Source organism: Microcystis sp. 49638_E5 (genome assembly GCF_021300285.1).
Classification (GTDB): Bacteria; Cyanobacteriota; Cyanobacteriia; order Cyanobacteriales; family Microcystaceae; genus Microcystis; species Microcystis aeruginosa_C.
The window spans coordinates 1-17,107 of the sequence record NZ_JAJTDH010000032.1; the positions used below are offsets into that span (position 1 = coordinate 1).

A 17,107-nucleotide genomic window follows, 5' to 3' on the forward strand; every position below is an offset into this window, starting at 1 on the left:
TTGCTTTTCGTACCATGCTTGTGTTCGTTCGTGGAGAGCTTTATTGTAAACCAATCTTACACAGCCCAATGTGCGCCGCAATAGCGACTCTTGTTTTGGTGTGGGGTAAAATCGGTAAGAATAGGCTTTTTCCATGTCTCACATTTTAGCATATATCGTGTAAATGTGCTAATATTTGACGGTAAAGCCGTCGTAGAACGACGGGGTTTCAGACCCAAATTTTCGATGAAAAAGATTTTTTGTCAAGGGTGGGAGTGGAATTTAATACTTTTTTCAGTTTTTATCGCCATGATACTGCCAGAGTTGGCGGGTATCGGCATTATTATCGTGTTAATTAGGGTTTTTACCGGCAATTTTCGGGCAATTATCCAGTCGCGTCTCAATCAAGGTCTCGGTATCGTCACACTTTGGTTAATGATTAGTGCCAGTCTTTCCCCAACTCCGGGGGATGCTTGGATTGGTTTAGGAAATTTCCTGCCTTTTTTCTTCTTTTTTAGCAATATTCGGCAATTAATTAAAAAACCCTCTCAATTGCGTCAACTAGCTTGGGTGATGGTTATCCCCTCAGTTTGGGTAGTGGTGATGGGATGGGGACAAATTTTTCTCGGTTGGCAAAAACCGGAAGCATTAAAAGGGATTTTTACCTGGCCCTACGGGGTGGGGGGTGAACCGAGCGGGCGAATGTCTTCGGTTTTTATGTATGCTAATCTTTTGGGGGCTTATTTACTGATAACTCTGATTTTAGCGATCGGTCTATTAATTCTAACTTGGCGGCAGTGGCACAGACAAAGAAATAACCTTTTAAATCTCAAAATCGGGTTTTTAACTTTAACCATATTTATCGATAGTGTAGGGCTATTTTTAAGCAATTCTCGCAATGCTTGGGCCTTAGCCTTTTTAGGTTGCCTAATTTTCGCCCTTTATCTAGGTTGGAATGCCTTAGTCGCCGGTTTTGTCCTCTTGGGAGGGGTGATTTCTCTTGCTTCTTGGGGACCCAATCCTTTCAGGGATAGTTTCCGTTTCTTGGTTCCTAGGGCGATTTGGGCGCGATTATCCGATGAAATGTTCCCCAATCGTCCTCTAGCTACGCTCAGAGCAACTCAATGGCGTTTTACTCTAGAAATGACCCAAGAAAGACCCCTATTCGGTTGGGGATTACGCAGTTTTACACCTCTCTACGAAAAAAGTCAGGGATTATGGTTAGGTCATCCCCATAATTTATATTTGATGTTAATGGCAGAAACGGGAATTATCGGCTTAATTTTATTGTCTGTTTGGGTGGGTTGGATTTATGCCCAAGGGGTGCGTTTATTTATCTTTCTACGGCAACAAAAAGCCGGGGGTGAGTTAATTATCTTTACCTATCTGGTAGCTTTTGGTGCTTGTGTTTTATTTAATCTCGTCGATGTTACCCTCTCCGATGTCAAGATTAATACTATTGTTTGGCTTCTCTTGGCTGCCATTGCTGGGGTGAGTCAAAGGTTAAATTATGAATTATGAATTATGAATTATGAATTATGAATTATGAATTATGAATTATGAATTATGAATTATGAATTATGAATTATGAATTATGAATTATGAATTATGAATTATGAAGAATTATGAATTATGAATTATGAATTATGAATTATGAATTATGAATTATGAATTGGGAAGTGGGGTGTAGGGTGTGGGGTGTGGGGTGTGGGAATTGGGGAATTGGGGAAGTGGGGAATTGGGGAATTGGGGAATTGGGGAGAGGGGAGAATAAATAAAAATAATCTCCTATCTCCTGACTCCTATCTCCTGACTCCTATCTCCTGACTCCTATCTCCGGAATCCTGACTCCTGACTCCTGACTCCTGACTCCTGACTCCCAACCCCACCAACAAACTTTTTGCCGCAAACCCTAATTATAAATAGACTTTTAATAACCAAAGAAAGAAAGGAATAGTCAGAAAACTAGCAAGGGTAGTGACCACAACTGTGCGGGCCATTAAAGCTGCTGAACCACCGAATTCTGTGACTAAAATGACAGTATTAACGGCGGTGGGCATGGCACTTTGTAGGATGAGAATTTTTAGATCCATACCAGTTAATCCTAAACTATTGCCGATCGCAAATGCCAAAAGAGGAGCGACTAAAAGACGCAAACAGACCCCTAATAATTCTAATTTACCGATCGCTAATTTTTGCTGAGATAATTGGATACCTAGGATAATTAAAGCCAAAGGAATTGCCGCTTGTCCCAGATAGCTAACACTTTTATCTAATTGCAGGGGAAGATGAAAAGAGAAAGTTTGAAAGCTAATGCCGATAAAAATTGACCAGATTAAGGGCAAGCGAAAAACTAGGCGAAATCCTGAAAGAAAGCTTTTTCCTCGCAAATAAGCGGGACTAATACCAAATAAAAGAATACTAGAGCCAATCATATAGATTATCGCTCTTTCCAGTCCGGCCGCACCCAGGGCAAAACTAGCCACCGGTAAACCCATATTACCGTTATTGGGCATCACGGCGGCAGCCATGAGGCTTTTGCGGGTATCATCATCGAGACTGAGACAATAGGCCATAATTTCGACGACAATCACCATTACCAATGAAATAAGGGCAAAGCCTAGGAGAATTAAACCGATATTGCTGGCGGATAAAGTGGTGCGATAGAGTCCATCAATCACCAAAGCGGGGGCAAGAATATATACCGTGATTTGGGAAAGGGAATGCACTTCCACAGTGAGAATTTTTCCTGCTATCACACCGATGAGGATGATAAAACCCACTGGAACAATAGCGGAGAGGATGACAAGCATTAATCAGGTAAAAAGTAAATAGTAAACAGAAAAAACTTATCTGATTTTTTAACAGATTTCTGTTATATCTTCATATAAAGATTCGATCGCACAGTGAAAATCGATACTAGCTAGATAAATATCTGCTCCTTTGCTGTAGGGATAAAGAACCCAGAATCCTTCGTCATTGCGACGAAAACAATCTACACTGATGCGTTCTTGACTGATAAGAACGTATTCTTCTAAAGTTTCAAGGGAACGATAGTCGGCAAATTTATCGCCCCGATCTCGCTTCGCGAGCGCGTTGCGAGCAAAAGCAGCAGTAGTGGGGGATAATACTTCTACAATCAAGCGCGGATAACGGATAAAATCTTCCGAGAAAGACCGATTATCTCGCGAGTCGCAAGTGACCACAAGATCGGGATAAAAATAACTATTAGCTATTTCTAGACGAACTTTCATATCTGTGGCATAGACAAGACAACCACTACCCCGCAGCCGGTTTTTTAAAAGTGTGGCTAAGTTGATAATAATCATACCATGGGCTTTACTTGCACCAGCCATGGCGTAGGTTTGACCGCGAATGTATTCGTGTTTATCCTTGGCTATTCTCTCCGTTGCTAAATAATCTTCCGGGGAAAGATAGTTATGGTCAAAGTTAGCAATCATTTGGTTAAATCACCTTTATTGTCTCTAAAATCAATTCTAACTCTCGATCGAGGAGCGGTACATTTTAAAAAATTGTCTGACCAACACCTGCCAATTTTGCCAGTTGCTCGGCAAATTGTTGAGCTAATTGACCGGCTCGGACAATATCTAGTAAAAAAGCCTTATCCCGCCACATAAATCACTTGTGCTGTCTCTAAAATCTCTCGTTGACGAATCCAATTATGACTCTGCTCGATCGATTTTTTCGTTAGCAAATCAACTTTCCGTCCCAATAAATTCTCTAATTCCCGTTTCATCCTCGAAAACTCCAGAAGTCCCCAAGAAACACTATCGGCTCTCTTGGGTTTGGTGGGTAAAATGTATTCTAAGATACATTCCTGCCAGTGAGCGACTGGAACGAACCACAAAGACACAAAGGACACAAAGATTGATCGGTTCTATAAAGGGGAATTATCGCTAACCACACGAAAACCGATATCATAGAGTCCAGCAGTAGCCAGAAATTTGACCCGGTAGGCCGAGCGACATTTGTTAGGGCCGTCATTCCAGGAACCCCCGCGTAAAACTCGTCTGTCCCTATCTTCTATTGTGGCTGCTTCGTAGTTATCGCGCCAGTAATCTGCACACCATTCCCTGACATTTCCGTGCAGATCGTAGAGTCCGAAAGGGTTAGCGACGGCAAACATTCCCACCGGTGTGGTTTCTCTGCGATCGCAGCCTAGGGAACCTTCCCCATAACGACCAGAACTGCACACTTTTCCGCCATAATCCCAGTCCACCCCGGAATAGTTGGCTAAATCAGTGGAAATTGTCGGGCCGAAGTGAAAAGGGGTTGATGTTCCTCCCCGACAAGCGTATTCCCATTCTTTTTCTGCGGGTAAACGATAATTGAGTCCCGTGAGACGGGATAGGCGATCGCAAAATTCCACCGCTTCCCACCAGTTAATTTGTTCTACGGGGCGATCATAACCTTCAAAATGGGCCGGATAGGGATTAAGTTCAATATTTACTGGTTCTAATTTTGCCACCTCGCGCCATTGTCGTTGGGTGATTGGGTAGCGACTCAGGCAAAAAGCCTGAATATTAACCGGAGATTGGGGACTTTGACTCAATTTCCAGCCTAACTCGCTTTTGGGCGCACCGATGAGGTATTGACCGCTAGGGAGAGAAATCATCTCTAAAAAGGTTTTTTTGCTTAAAAAATATTTATAACCTCGATTAGTGACTTTTTCCCGTTTAATTTCCTCACCTTTGCTATTAACAGTGACCACCTCATCGGTAAAATCTAACCATTCTCCCATTCTGCACCCCTCTATCGGTTATCGGTTGATCAGGTTCAGCTGCGAGCCTAAAAACATCTCGAAACCTACCAGTTTAAGAATAACAAGACTTCGATCGCTTATCCCCCGATCAGTTTTAATTTTAATTAATTTTTTGGATTGTTCCCCCTCACTTCCCACCTTCCCACTCCCCATATTAATTGCTGGAGTGATTAACAACTTCAGGGACAATCTCTAATTCTTGTTCACCAATTATAGGTAAATGATTTTTCTGTAAACCCATAGCAGTTAAACAAGTATTGAGAGAGTTTATCGCTTGGTTATAATCCTCAATTTTTTGGTGAATTTCTTCCTGTTTGCGGGCATTATTCGCAATTTTTTCCGCCGCTTCCTGTTCTAAGGTTTGTTCTAGATAATAACGAGCTTGATTGAACTGTTGTAGAATAGTATCGGCTTGTTTTTTCGCCATTGGTATCAATTGATTTTTTAAAGTATTATTAATAGTTTGACGGAAGTTTTTCTGAATTGTCACTGATACTTTTGGCTCAAAATCTAACTTAAGTAATTGACGGATAGCGGGTTCAGCACCAAGAATACTTTCACAGTCATAACCTTGGGCAGTTTGTTGGACAGTTTGCCGAAATTGAAAGATAGAAAAAGTGCCTTCGTTGTAAAAATTGTTATTTTCTCTTACATAGCGATCACACTCTGTTCTCGCTTCGGAAACTAAGGCATGAATTAACTGATCTTCTAGCTGTTTTAGCTGATTTTCTATGCCCCCATCGTTACCCAATAAACGATAGATTTGCCGATAATAATCACCTTGCCTTACCGCATCTAAAAGACGCTGACAAAAGCGAGTAATTAAACTGGTTGACTCCTCAATTAACACATCTTCTAGCTGGTTAGACAGATAATAAAAAGCTTCTACTAATACTGCTAATAAAGGTGCTGTGGCATTGCGAGGATGGTTTAAAGTCGCTTGCGAGTAGGCATTTTTGACAGAAAAAGTATTTAATAACTCATCTAATCTTGATACCATTCTTGCTTTCAGTTTCTTAAAGTCTTCCTCAAAGTTTTCATCGCTATTAACCACGATAGCATTGACATAACCATCGATATGTTTAGTTAATTTCTCTCCCACTTCTTTTAATTCTTGATTGAGGTGATTTAACTCCAGAGCTTTCATCGCCTCAATTTCTCGTGGTTGACTTTCTAAATCACGATAAATCTCTTGATAATGATTTTTGAGAGTAATGCAGAGAGATTGTAAATCATCAGCTAAATTAGCAAACAATTGCGGACGTTTTTCTTCGGTGAGATAACGAGTAATTGCTGTGCGAAATTCTGCGATACCGCTATCAGCAATTAACTGCTCTAATAAAGGAGTTCCCCACTCACTTAAAACTCGGAAATAATTTTTATTGGGAGTTTCATAACCGTGGATGGAAACTTTAAAGGGAGTTGCCAGTAATTTACCGGAGTTGGCACAATAGTTATTAAACTCGCTGACAAATTGCGGTGTTTCTTCTTGTCCTCCTAAATTTTTCACACTTTCGGCAAAGATAGAATCTAAACCATAACGCTGATTAATATTGGTTTGATTTTTCACCTGATACCCATAAAATCCTAAAAGTCCACTGGTTTTGTAGAGGCGGGAAGTATCACGAAATTGCGTTTGAATCAGGTTTTCTAAACGTTGTTTTAGTTGGGCTGCGTACCAGGTTTCATCAATGCGGTTAAAAACATAAAAAACTCGATCACGAATACCAGCATTAGAGCGAATTTTTTCGAGTAATTCCGTTTCTTCTGTGGCTAATTCTCCCGCAGAAGCAGCCTTTAAAACACAAACCACTGCCGAAGTATCAGGATGCTCTATTTTACGATAGGCTAATGCGGCATCTTTTTTGACTGGGGCATCAATACCGGGCAAATCTACCAAAACGTTACCATCTTTAAGGAGAGGATGATGACAGTAATATTCTAGACGTTTTAAGACGGCACTATTGCTACCACGACGGGCAAAACTGGCCGCTTCTGCTAAATTAGAAAAGTGAAATTGTTCCATGGAATAGGTGGCATTATGCAGGGTATGGATCCGCTCACGATTTTGAGTAAATCCTTCAATTAATAATTTTAAACCCTGAGCTTGTTTAGCTCGCTCGGATTTGCCTTCTCCCCCTTCCTGTTCGATAATTTTTTGACAGTATTGGTTTAACTGACTACAGTATTCGGGGGAATTAATGTTACTGGGATTAGTTAATTGTAGATTTTGACAGACGGTATCGACTAAAGTACGAATTTCTACTTCGCTGAGAAAGGTTAAAACCACTCTTTCCTCATCAGCTTCTGCGTACTCAATATAACATTCTGTACCCGTTGCGTGTCCTTCGGCACTATAGAGCAATTCTCGCTCTAAAAGTGCATTGATTAACATTGATTTCCCGGCACTAAAAGCACCAGCAAAAACGATTTCAAATTTGGGAGAAATGGCTTTTTGTAGGGCAATTTCTATCTTGCTGGTATCCTGTTGATTGCGGAGAGACGATTCGCCTTTCAATAGTTCAATTATACTGTTAACATTACCAGCCAGATTACTGCATTGGGGTAAAAGTTCAGTCATGGTAAAACCCAGATCTAGAAGAACAGTGCTATTATTCCCCACATGATAACAAAATTCCCTAACTAGATGTCACATCTTTGCTCAGTAATTTAAGCAATCAAGGACAAGGCCCTAGTCTTGAATCTAGAATCATGATTGATTATAATCAATTTAGTACATACCGATTTCCGAGAACCTGCTTAGGTAAAAATTACCTCCTCACTCCTGAATCCTAGGGGAATGATAATTATGTGGGCAAAAATGGCAATAGATAAATGGAGATTAAAAAAAATTCGGACTATGGGACAGTTAGGATTTTTGTTAGGGACAGTTTTTCTTTTGGGTGGCTGTCATTCTTTGAATGCTATCCAAAATCGTCCGCAACCCTTGCCCCAAGATCAATATATTCAAGTCTATTTTAATCATAATCAAGCCCGAAATTCAAATTATACCGATCCCTATCGCCAAATTAATCGCCCAGGGGATAATTTAGAACAGGTTATTCTTGATAAGATAAACTCGGCAAAAATTTCGATCGATCTAGCAGTGCAAGAGTTACGTTTACCCGCCATCGCTCAAGCTTTAGTTGCTCGTCAGCAACAGGGAATTAAAGTTAGGGTTATCCTCGAAAATATTTACAATAAACCTATTAATAGTTTAGCCAAAAACCAAGAACAATTAAGCGATCGAGAACAGGAACGTTATCAAAACCTTTTTGACTTAGTTGACATAAATCGCGATGGTAAATTAACTCCAGAGGAAATCGCCCAAAGAGATGCAATTACTATCCTCAAAAAAGCTGGTATTCCCCTAATTGATGATAGAAATGATCGCTCAAAAGGTAGCGGTTTAATGCACCATAAATTCATGGTTATTGATAATTACACTACTTTAATTAGTTCAGCTAACTATACCTTAAGTGATATTCATGGAGACTTTTCTAATCCCAAAACTGTCGGTAATGCCAATCACTTATTAGTGATTACTAATCCCCCACTAGCTAGAGTTTTTCAAAGAGAATTTAATCTGATGTGGGGAAGGGAAGATCGTTCTAGATTTGGGTTAGATAAACCCCACAGAAAACCGCAAACAATCCCTATCGGTAATAGTAGTCTGACGGTAAAATTTTCCCCCGATTCTACCACTTATCCCTGGGCAATTACTAGCAATGGTCTGATCGGTGAAACTTTAAATAAAGCTAAAAAATCCGTGGACTTAGCCCTATTTGTCTTTACGGAACAGCCTCTAGCTAATATTCTCGCCCAACGACATCAAAAAGGGATAGAAATTAAGGCTTTAATTGATCCTAGTTTTGCCTTCCGATACTATAGCGAAGGATTAGATTTATTAGGAGTTGCTCTCAGTAATAAATGTCGTTATGAACCAGATAATCAGCCTTGGCAAAACCCAATTAATACCCTAGGAGTTCCCGATCTAGCCCGGGGAGATAAATTACACCATAAATTCGGTTTAATCGATGATAAAATTGTGATTACTGGTTCTCATAATTGGTCAAGAGCCGCTAACCATCAAAACGATGAAGCTTTAGTTATTATCAATAATCCCACCGTTGCCGCTCATTTCGATCGAGAATTTCAATATCTTTACCGTACCGCTAAATTAGGACTGCCAGAAACTATTAAAAATCGGATCGAACAGGATAGAAAAAACTGCTCCCAATCTGTAACAATTAAAAGCGAGCGCTTAATTAATTTAAACACCGCCACCAAAGAAGAATTAGATAGTTTACCCGGTATCAGTGGCAAATTAGCCGAAAAAATTATCGCAGCCCAGCAACAAAAACCCTTTACTTCCCTAGAAGATTTGGATCGAGTATCGGGAATCGGTCAGGGAAAAATCAACAAGCTGCAAGGCAAAGTCAGCTGGTGATGATTGCCTCGTCTGCATTTTTTGCCCCAGTCCAAAAAGGTTATTTTAACGGTTCGGGAATACTATCGGAAGGAGCTTCAAACTGTCCGGTAATAACGTATTCTAGACGCAATTTTAGCCAAGTAATAAACTGTTGATTGAGAGAAACAATCGCCGCTGCCGGTTGGGGAGTTTTCTTTTTGATATCGGCAAAACCGGGAGTATCTAAAAAAGCTGGATTGGCAATTAACCAAAAATCAATTTCTTGACCTTTTTCTTGATAATTCCTGATTTTTTCCTTCAAAACTTCCTTTTCGATCGCTTCTTCTTCTAAAAACTTTTGACTGGCTACCAAATAATAATAAGTTGTCATGATCTTTCCTTTAATTTTTCAGTGTAATTGTTCCTGAGTCGGGAGATTAGCTGATAGCTGATGGCTTTTACAATTCCCCACGCATAGCCAATTTCATTTCCCTAACAGCCCGTTCTAACCCGACCAAAACCGCACGACTGATAATTGTGTGACCAATGTTCAATTCTTCCATATTGGGCAAACAGGCGACGGCATAAACATTCCAATAGGTCAAACCGTGGCCGGCATTCACCCGCAAACCGAGGGAGGAAGCATATTCACAACCTTCTTTAAGAATTGTTAATGCTGCTTGACGATCGCTCTCCTGTTGTGCTTCGGCGTATTGACCGGTATGGAGTTCGATAAATTTCGCCCCCGTGTTAGCGGCCGCTTGAATTTGGGCAAAATCGGCATCAATAAACCAACTAACGGGGATATTAGCCGATTGCAGGCGCTCTACAACCCGACAAAAACGGTCAAAATTGCCCAGCATATCGATCCCCCCTTCCGTGGTCACTTCCTCGCGCTTTTCGGGGACAAGGGTGACATAATCGGGTTTAAGATCGAGAGCAATGGCGATCATTTCCTCCGTCGGGGCCATTTCCAGATTCAGATGAGTCCGCACCGTTTGCCGGAGGAGCCGCACATCGCGATCTTGGATATGACGACGATCCTCGCGCAAGTGAACGGTAATGCCATCAGCGCCGCCGATTTCGGCCAAAACTGCCGCCGCCACGGGATCCGGTTCCACGGTTCGACGCGCTTGGCGAATTGTGGCCACATGGTCGATATTGACACCCAAAGTCAGCAAAGTTGAACCTCCTCGCTTGTTAGTCCAACTTTCCATTCTACCATTGCGGTCAAAAGCGATTACATACTGGGGATATTTAAACCCATGGTCAGTTCTTCCATTTTGGCGCGCATGGTTTCCGTAGAAGCAGTATAGGCGGCCTTCATGGCTTCTAGAATAGACCCAGCCACAATCTCCAGATCTTGGGAGAGGAGAGCCGGATCGATTTCAATACCCCGGGGTTCTTGGTTGCCACTGAGATAGACTGTCACCAAGCCATTTTCACTCTGGCCGGGAATTTCCATAGTTTCCAGTTCTTCTTGCAGAACTTTCGCCCCTTGTTGCACCTGTTGCGCTTTTTGGAAAGCGTCTTGTAATTCTTTAATCTTACCGAGACCGAATCCGAATCCTTGTCCTTGTGCCATGATGTTTTTTTTTGTTTAAGGGGTCACTCAAGGTTTTTATTGTACTGCTTAAGGTGAACTGGGGTCAACTTTTGGCCATTTGAGGGCAAAAAGTGATTAATGACAACGATGACTTTCTGACTGGGTTAAGGTTTGAGGGAACTTGTTCTCTCTTCATCCGTCACGGGATGGTCAGAAAGAGAAATCCGAAAAATTATCCTAACCACTCAGTCGATTACCCCACGCCATAATACAATTGTTGCTTTGACGAGGAGAATAGCAATTTTGAACGCCAAAAAAACGGGAATTTTCTTGACAATTGCCCTAAGTTGTGCTTTAGCGGGGAAAGCAGCGATCGCTAATACTTCCCCTTTGGAGGGGACTCGATGGAAACTAAGGGGGTGGACAGCCGGAAGTTTGGTCAAAGAAACGGAAATTACTGCCGCTTTCCAGAAAAATATCCTCAGTGGTTCGGCTGGATGCAACCAGTATAATACCGGCTATCAAGTCAATGATGACACGCTCAAGGTTAACCAAGCGATCGCTACTACGAAAAAAGCTTGTCCAGAACCGCAGATGAAACAAGAAAATCAATATCTGGCCGCCTTGCAAGGAGTGGAACAATTCCAAGTGACAGCTAAAGGCGATTTACAATTATTTTATCGTACTCCCGAAGGTTTAGGAATACTCACTTTTACCCCCGCACCGACCACCACGCGCACGGAAAAGACAATTTATATCAATTCTCGGAAACAACCCTGTAGCCAAGGCCCAACCAAAGACTGTTTACAGATGCGAGAAAAACCAGAGGAAAACTGGAGATTGTTCCCTAATAGTATCGAGGGATTTGATTATAAACCGGGATTTTTATATCAAATTAAAGTTAGCGTTGAAACCGTATCCAATCCAACTAATAATCAAAATTCGGAAACATGGAAGCTATTAGAAGTTATTAGCCAAACCCCAGAAAAAGAGACTCCGCGAGCTTGGTTTGATCGACCATTAACTAATTGGAATAAAGCCAAGGCACCTATCCCCAAATCTCCCGTTAAAACCGTGATTGATAACCAGTGTCGTGAACAGGTTCGTCCGGCAATTACTGCCAATGATCAAGCGCTTAATAAAGCGGGATGGTTACTGTACGGGGCCGTGCAAACCTATGGTAAAACTAGCATTATTTCGGCCATGAGTGGAGTGGATGGAATGTGCCGACCGATGGGTTATCAAGACTTTGTTTTTGTCGATGGTAAATTCGCTGGCACTCTTTCCCCGCGACCGATGGATTCTCGCGCTGATGGGGCATCTCAGAGAATTGTTTTACAAAATAGCGATCGAATTATTGTGGTTTTTAATCGCTATAAAGATACGGATCCTCTCTGTTGTCCTTCCCAATTAAGTCGCGTTATTTATCAAATTGAAACGGTCAGCGGATTGCCAGTGGTTGTTCCCAAAGAAGCGGAAACAGAAGCGGTGAGAAACTAATTCAGTTATCAGTTATCAGTTATCAGTTATCAGTTATCAGTGAGATAGGGAGATAGGGAGATAGGGAGATAGGGAGATAGGGAGATAGGGAGATAGGGAGAAAAAGACTGGCAGCTAATAGCTTACTTTTTTATTATATCTCCCGCAAAAGTGAGTTTTTAATCGCAGATGCTATTAAAGTCCTTAATTTAAGGATTTTTTCAGAAAAAGATCGCTTTTCTACTGCCAGGAAATAATCTATTTCTTTCTGCTTCTCCTGACTCGGATAATACTGGCTCGGAGACTCCTCACTTAACTAAAGATTTTTGATTTATGCAGCAGATTTAGTGATTAGGCACTGATACTAGATAAGTAGTTATAGAATTCTAATAACTCCTCATTAGTTAGCAGTAAACGGGACTTTTTGCCATAGGTAGAAATCAGGTATTCCCGACCTTTTTCTGTGGTCCAAGCTAATCGTTTCATCTCCACATCAATTTTAGTTTTAAGAACTGAATAATCGATTTCTTCGGGAATAACAACAACTGGTTCCGGTTCTGGGGGTTCTTCTTCGGTTAAACTCGCTTCTTCTGGCAATTCTGATAATAAGGAGTAATTATCGGTTTCCGTTTCTAATAATAAAGGCTCTGGTTCTGGTAAAGGAATATCCTCAACTTGGGGTAATTCCGGTTCAATTTTAGCCGGGGGAATATCCTCAACTTGGGGTAATTCCGGTTCAATTTTAGCCGGGGGAATATCCTTAACTTGGGGTATTTCCAGTTCAATTTTAGCCGGGGGAATATCCTTAACTTGGGGTAATTCCGGTTCAATTTTAGCTTCAGGACGAGGTATTTCAGTGACTTTAGCCGTTTTGGTCGATTTTTTGGCACTAGCGACGGGTTTAGGTAAATCGGACGGTAGAGAAATATTATTGGGGCTGACTTTTTCCACAAGCTGGAGATCGGGGGTGTTTTCAGCCTCTAAAAGCAGTAAAGCCCGTTCTCTGGCTCTATCTTCCGCTATTTCCACCGTATCTGCGGCAGCTAAACCTGTAACGACCGTTTTTCCCTCAATTTCGATGATCGCTCTCACAATATACTTGCCGTGATCGATTTGAACTAACTCGCTAATCAGGGCAACTTGGGGGTAACGTTGGCGTAACTTTTGCAACATGGTGACTTTTTCGAGTTCTTTTGTACTTATATTAGAATACTCTATCGTAATTCTGGAAAAATGTAGCAAGTTCTTGCTAAGATTAAAGGTTAGATAAAATTTTCAGTCCTAGGATTAGCCTTGCCCACAGTAACAAGATTCTACTAGGCTGAAGCTTCTGCCAGAAAGACTAGCGATCGCCGAAAAGTTTGCCGGTGTTCGCTATTGGCTTATACTAACGAAGGCTTCGATAATTCTCAAGGTAGGTTCGGGTGTTCGATGCTTGCTCAGTTTACCTTCACTGTCACCACCAGCGATCGCAATTACCCCGACAGAGATAATCTCTCGAGTCAATAGTTTAAATCAATCTTCTCATTATTAAGTATTTAAACTTAATTATTCACGATTCCGTCAGTGTCTTGTAAGTAAGGATTATTGTTAGATGGACTTCTCGATCGCCACACTCCTCTCTCATCTTAGTGATGATAAATTAGCTACGGGTAAAATTCTCGAAAAAAAACTGGGCTGCGAAGACAATCCCGAAAGCTGCGAAAAATTGCAAGTGATTCTCGATGCTTTGGAACGTCTGGGAATGGTTGCCAAAGAACGCGGGCGCTATCGTCGTGTGATCGAGGAAAATATCGTAGAAGCAAAGCTGCGCTGTTCCAGTAAAGAATTTTGCTTTGCTATCCAAGATATCGAAGATGCTGATGACATCTACGTCTCGAAAAATCATCTAAGTAACGCTTGGAATGGCGATCGAGTTTTAGTCAAAATCATCCGCGAGGGGACCCGTCGTCGTTCCCCAGAGGGAGAGGTGAGATTAATTCTCGAACGGGCTAATCCTTCGCTTCTAGCGCAAGTAAAACAGGAAAATGAGCAGTTCGTGGCGGTTCCCCTCGATGATCGCCTGAAATTTACCCTTAATCTCCTCGAAAATGGTCAAAATCTCCTAGAAAACATCGATCACCTCGTTCATGTTTCCGTCCTCCGTTATCCCCTAGGGGAAATGCCTCCCATCGGTAAAGTTACTCGGATTCTCGGTTCCACGGCCGAGTCCGCTGCCGATACAGATATCGTCTCCTGTAAACACGATCTACCCCATAATTTTCCGCCGGAAGCCCTCGAAATTGCCGATAATTTAGCGGATTTCTTCGATAGTGGCGAAAAAGAACAACTGCGAGATTTAACCCCACTCTTCACCTTTACCATCGAAGATGACACCCCCCTAGATTATCCCCCGATCATTGAAAATGCCTTTTCTTTAGAGAAAATCAACCAAAATCGCTGGCGAGTCGCCATTCATATCAGCGATGTCACCCGTTACATTGAACGGGGCGGATTATTGGATAAAGTTGCCAAAAAACGGGGAACTGCCGTCTATTTAGGCGAAAAAGTGCTGCCATTAGTCCCGGCTGCCCTTGCCAGTCGTTGTTCCCTGTCACCCCAAGAACAGCGCCCCGCTATTTCTATCCTCGTCACCCTCGATGACAAGGGGGAGCTAGTGGAGTACGAAATCATCCGCAGCCTCATCCAAGTGGATCAACATTTTACCTATCAACAGGTGCGCGATCTGCTCAGTGAAGAAGATAGCGCAGCTGCCCCCACCGATACCGTTGAAACCCTGAAAGATTTATTTTTCAGCGTTTGCCCCACCCTAAAATCCCAACGTCTGCAGCGGGGTAGTTTTGATATTCAATTAGACAAAATCTCTCCCTACAAAGACGAAGGACGGGGGGGGACTGTTCTCGCTTCTAATAATTTACCTGCCCGTTCTTTACTGACAGAAGTGGCGATTTTAGCCGGCAAAGTTGTCGCTGAACATTTACAGGCCTTAAAATTGCCCTGTATCTACTGTGGACAATCGGAACCGGATTGGGATGAATTGGAGGATTTACTCAAATTAGCCAATAATTTAGGGGCAGAATTAAATTTAACTGCCGAGGAGGAGATTAAACCCAATGACTATCAAAATCTCACCCGCACTTTTTCCGCTTCCACATCGGTGAAAGTCCTCAATTATCTCCTGCAAGAAACTCTCAAATTAGTTAGATATAGCAGCCATCCTTTACCCCATTTTGGTTTGGCCTATACTGGCAATTATACCCACTGTCTCTCACCCCTGCAAAGATATGCCGATCTTTGGGTACAACGGGTGTTAAAACTCCTATTAACCGAGGGGAAAGATCGCCGCAGCAAAATCGTCAAAGTCGGGGTTAATTTGGGCAGTAATAGCTGTCATGGACAGATTAATTGGAATATTCTCCCAAGTCAAATTCAGGAGGAGTTAGAAGAAGAAAGCCATCTCATTGTTTCCCATCTCAATGATCGCTCAAAAATTGCTGAAGATGCGGAAAAAGACCTAGAAGGATTGAAAAAAGCCGAGAAAATGAAAGAAAGAATGGGTCAAGTTTTTCGCGGCTTAATTACCGGTGTACAATCCTATGGTTTCTTCGTGGAAATTTCCGATTTATTAGTGGAAGGGTTGGTTCATGTTTCTTCTCTCAAGGATGATTGGTACGAATATCGGGCCCGTCATAGCTGTTTGGTAGGACGGAAAAATCGCGTTGCCTATCGTCTCGGTGATGAGGTAGAAGTGGAGGTAAAAGATGTAGACTATTATCGTCAGCAAATCGATCTAGTTACGGTTAGCGGTGGCAGTTCAGCAAGTTATGACGACTTAGAAGAAGATTAATTATGAATCAACCAACCACCGAAAAAATCGGAAAAACCCGCTTTATTCTGCCCTTTTTATGCGGTATTTTTCTCTTTTTAACCGGCTGTGTCCGTTACGATGTGGGCATTAATTTTCCCCACCAACACCACGGGGAAATTATTCAACATATCACCCTCGGACAACGCTTAACCAGTCTCAGTCAAACCGAAGCCACTAAATGGTTAAATAGTATCGAACAGAGGGCAAAATTACTTAAGGGGAAAACCGCTCCTATTTCCGAACGAGAAATAATTGTCACTATTCCCTTTAGTAATAGTCAGGAATTAGAGGAAAAATTCAATCAATTTTTTGATCCTAGTTCTTCCTTTAAAATCAAAAATTCTGCCGATACCGATGATATAAAGTTACTGCAACTAGATTCACAACTGGCAGTAACAGAACAAGATTGGTTCTTTTTGACCCAGAAAAACTTAAAACTAACTGTTGATCTGCGAGCTTTAGGTGTGCTTTCCGAACAGGGAAATATTATCGTTAGTCCCGGTTCTTTAGTCGATATCGACTTCGCTTTAAAGACTCCCTTTCCTGGTCAAAATATTGATGATGACTCAGGATTAAATCCCCCGTTAGAACAAGTTGATAATCAGTTAATTTGGCATTTAAAACCGGGAGAAATTAACAGCATTGCGGCGGCTTTTTGGGTTCCTAACTATTTAGGTATCGGCACAATAATTATTGTTTTATTAACAAGTTTTGCCTATTACTTGAAATATAAACGCTTGCCCGGTGTATCCCCATCGACTTAAATTGAGATGGCAAGTAAGTAGTTAGGTGTTAAAAACTGTCAGACACCCCCCTTATCAAGGGTAGGGTTGATTCATGAATCAACCCTACCTTGAATCAACCCTACCCGGAATCAACCCTAGGATTAAGGGGGGATTGGCACCCCCCTTATCAAGGGGGGATTAAGGGGGGATCCATCTTCAATTTAATTATAACCAGCTACTTATTGACCAAAATTTAATGATCAATAAGGGAAAAATTAGCCAACTTATGAAACTGATCTAAAAATTGGCCAACAAT

At 41.7% G+C, this 17,107-nt stretch carries 15 protein-coding genes; 5 read left to right on the plus strand and 10 right to left on the minus strand.

The window, feature by feature from the left end; genetic code table 11:
• On the minus strand, positions 1–135 hold a 135-nt coding region (locus tag LW728_RS10765), incomplete at its 3' end, for a helix-turn-helix domain-containing protein (protein ID WP_287766680.1).
• 90 nt (positions 136–225) lie between these two features.
• Here LW728_RS10765 and LW728_RS10770 point away from each other — a divergent pair.
• Positions 226–1,500 (plus strand): O-antigen ligase family protein, encoded by a 1,275-nt coding sequence (locus tag LW728_RS10770; RefSeq protein WP_287667886.1) that lies wholly within the window; start codon positions 226–228, stop codon positions 1,498–1,500.
• A 395-nt stretch (positions 1,501–1,895) separates the two neighbouring features.
• Here LW728_RS10770 and LW728_RS10775 read toward each other — a convergent pair whose 3' ends face one another.
• From LW728_RS10775 to LW728_RS10795, 5 genes are all read right to left on the minus strand, one after another.
• Positions 1,896–2,792 carry an AEC family transporter gene (locus LW728_RS10775; protein WP_287766654.1) on the minus strand — a complete coding sequence of 299 codons (897 nt, stop codon included), beginning with the start codon at positions 2,790–2,792 and terminating at the stop codon, positions 1,896–1,898.
• A 48-nt stretch (positions 2,793–2,840) separates the two neighbouring features.
• A complete protein-coding gene (locus LW728_RS10780; protein WP_287766656.1) occupies positions 2,841–3,440 on the minus strand; it encodes a Uma2 family endonuclease in 600 nt (199 codons plus the stop codon).
• A gap of 161 nt (positions 3,441–3,601) precedes the next feature.
• Entirely contained in the window at positions 3,602–3,862 is a 261-nt protein-coding gene (locus LW728_RS10785) for a hypothetical protein (protein WP_223211089.1), read from the minus strand.
• A gap of 15 nt (positions 3,863–3,877) precedes the next feature.
• Positions 3,878–4,741 (minus strand): formylglycine-generating enzyme family protein, encoded by an 864-nt coding sequence (locus LW728_RS10790; RefSeq protein ID WP_002801123.1) that lies wholly within the window; start codon positions 4,739–4,741, stop codon positions 3,878–3,880.
• A 175-nt stretch (positions 4,742–4,916) separates the two neighbouring features.
• Positions 4,917–7,343: a dynamin family protein gene (locus LW728_RS10795; RefSeq protein ID WP_287766659.1), complete on the minus strand. Its 2,427-nt coding sequence runs from the start codon at positions 7,341–7,343 to the stop codon at positions 4,917–4,919.
• A 228-nt stretch (positions 7,344–7,571) separates the two neighbouring features.
• On the opposite strand from LW728_RS10795, the gene LW728_RS10800 reads away from it, so the two are divergent.
• Entirely contained in the window at positions 7,572–9,212 is a 1,641-nt protein-coding gene (locus LW728_RS10800; RefSeq protein ID WP_287766661.1) for a phospholipase D-like domain-containing protein, read from the plus strand.
• Positions 9,213–9,252: 40 nt separating this feature from the next.
• Here the strand turns inward: LW728_RS10800 and LW728_RS10805 are convergent, their stop codons facing one another.
• The 3 genes from LW728_RS10805 to LW728_RS10815 all read right to left on the minus strand — a co-directional run bounded on the left by LW728_RS10805 (position 9,253) and on the right by LW728_RS10815 (position 10,758).
• Positions 9,253–9,564 carry an MgPME-cyclase complex family protein gene (locus tag LW728_RS10805; RefSeq protein ID WP_287667903.1) on the minus strand — a complete coding sequence of 104 codons (312 nt, stop codon included), beginning with the start codon at positions 9,562–9,564 and terminating at the stop codon, positions 9,253–9,255.
• 67 nt (positions 9,565–9,631) lie between these two features.
• Complete coding sequence (locus LW728_RS10810; protein ID WP_198285484.1) at positions 9,632–10,354, minus strand: pyridoxine 5'-phosphate synthase; 723 nt, start codon at positions 10,352–10,354, stop codon at positions 9,632–9,634.
• Positions 10,355–10,413: 59 nt separating this feature from the next.
• On the minus strand, positions 10,414–10,758 hold the full coding sequence (locus LW728_RS10815) for a YbaB/EbfC family nucleoid-associated protein (protein ID WP_287766662.1): 345 nt from the start codon (positions 10,756–10,758) through the stop codon (positions 10,414–10,416).
• 264 nt (positions 10,759–11,022) lie between these two features.
• Between LW728_RS10815 and LW728_RS10820 the strand changes: the two genes are divergently transcribed.
• Positions 11,023–12,219, plus strand: a complete 1,197-nt coding sequence (locus tag LW728_RS10820) for a DUF4377 domain-containing protein (protein WP_287667910.1) — start codon at positions 11,023–11,025, stop codon at positions 12,217–12,219.
• 330 nt (positions 12,220–12,549) lie between these two features.
• Here LW728_RS10820 and LW728_RS10825 read toward each other — a convergent pair whose 3' ends face one another.
• Positions 12,550–13,371, minus strand: a complete 822-nt coding sequence (locus LW728_RS10825) for a slr1353 family protein (RefSeq protein WP_287667913.1) — start codon at positions 13,369–13,371, stop codon at positions 12,550–12,552.
• A 421-nt stretch (positions 13,372–13,792) separates the two neighbouring features.
• On the opposite strand from LW728_RS10825, the gene LW728_RS10830 reads away from it, so the two are divergent.
• Together LW728_RS10830 and LW728_RS10835 are read left to right on the plus strand one after the other, a co-directional pair.
• Positions 13,793–16,045: a ribonuclease R family protein gene (locus LW728_RS10830; RefSeq protein ID WP_002801109.1), complete on the plus strand. Its 2,253-nt coding sequence runs from the start codon at positions 13,793–13,795 to the stop codon at positions 16,043–16,045.
• 2 nt (positions 16,046–16,047) lie between these two features.
• Complete coding sequence (locus tag LW728_RS10835; protein WP_287766663.1) at positions 16,048–16,830, plus strand: DUF3153 domain-containing protein; 783 nt, start codon at positions 16,048–16,050, stop codon at positions 16,828–16,830.
• The last annotated feature ends 277 nt before the right edge of the window (positions 16,831–17,107 follow it).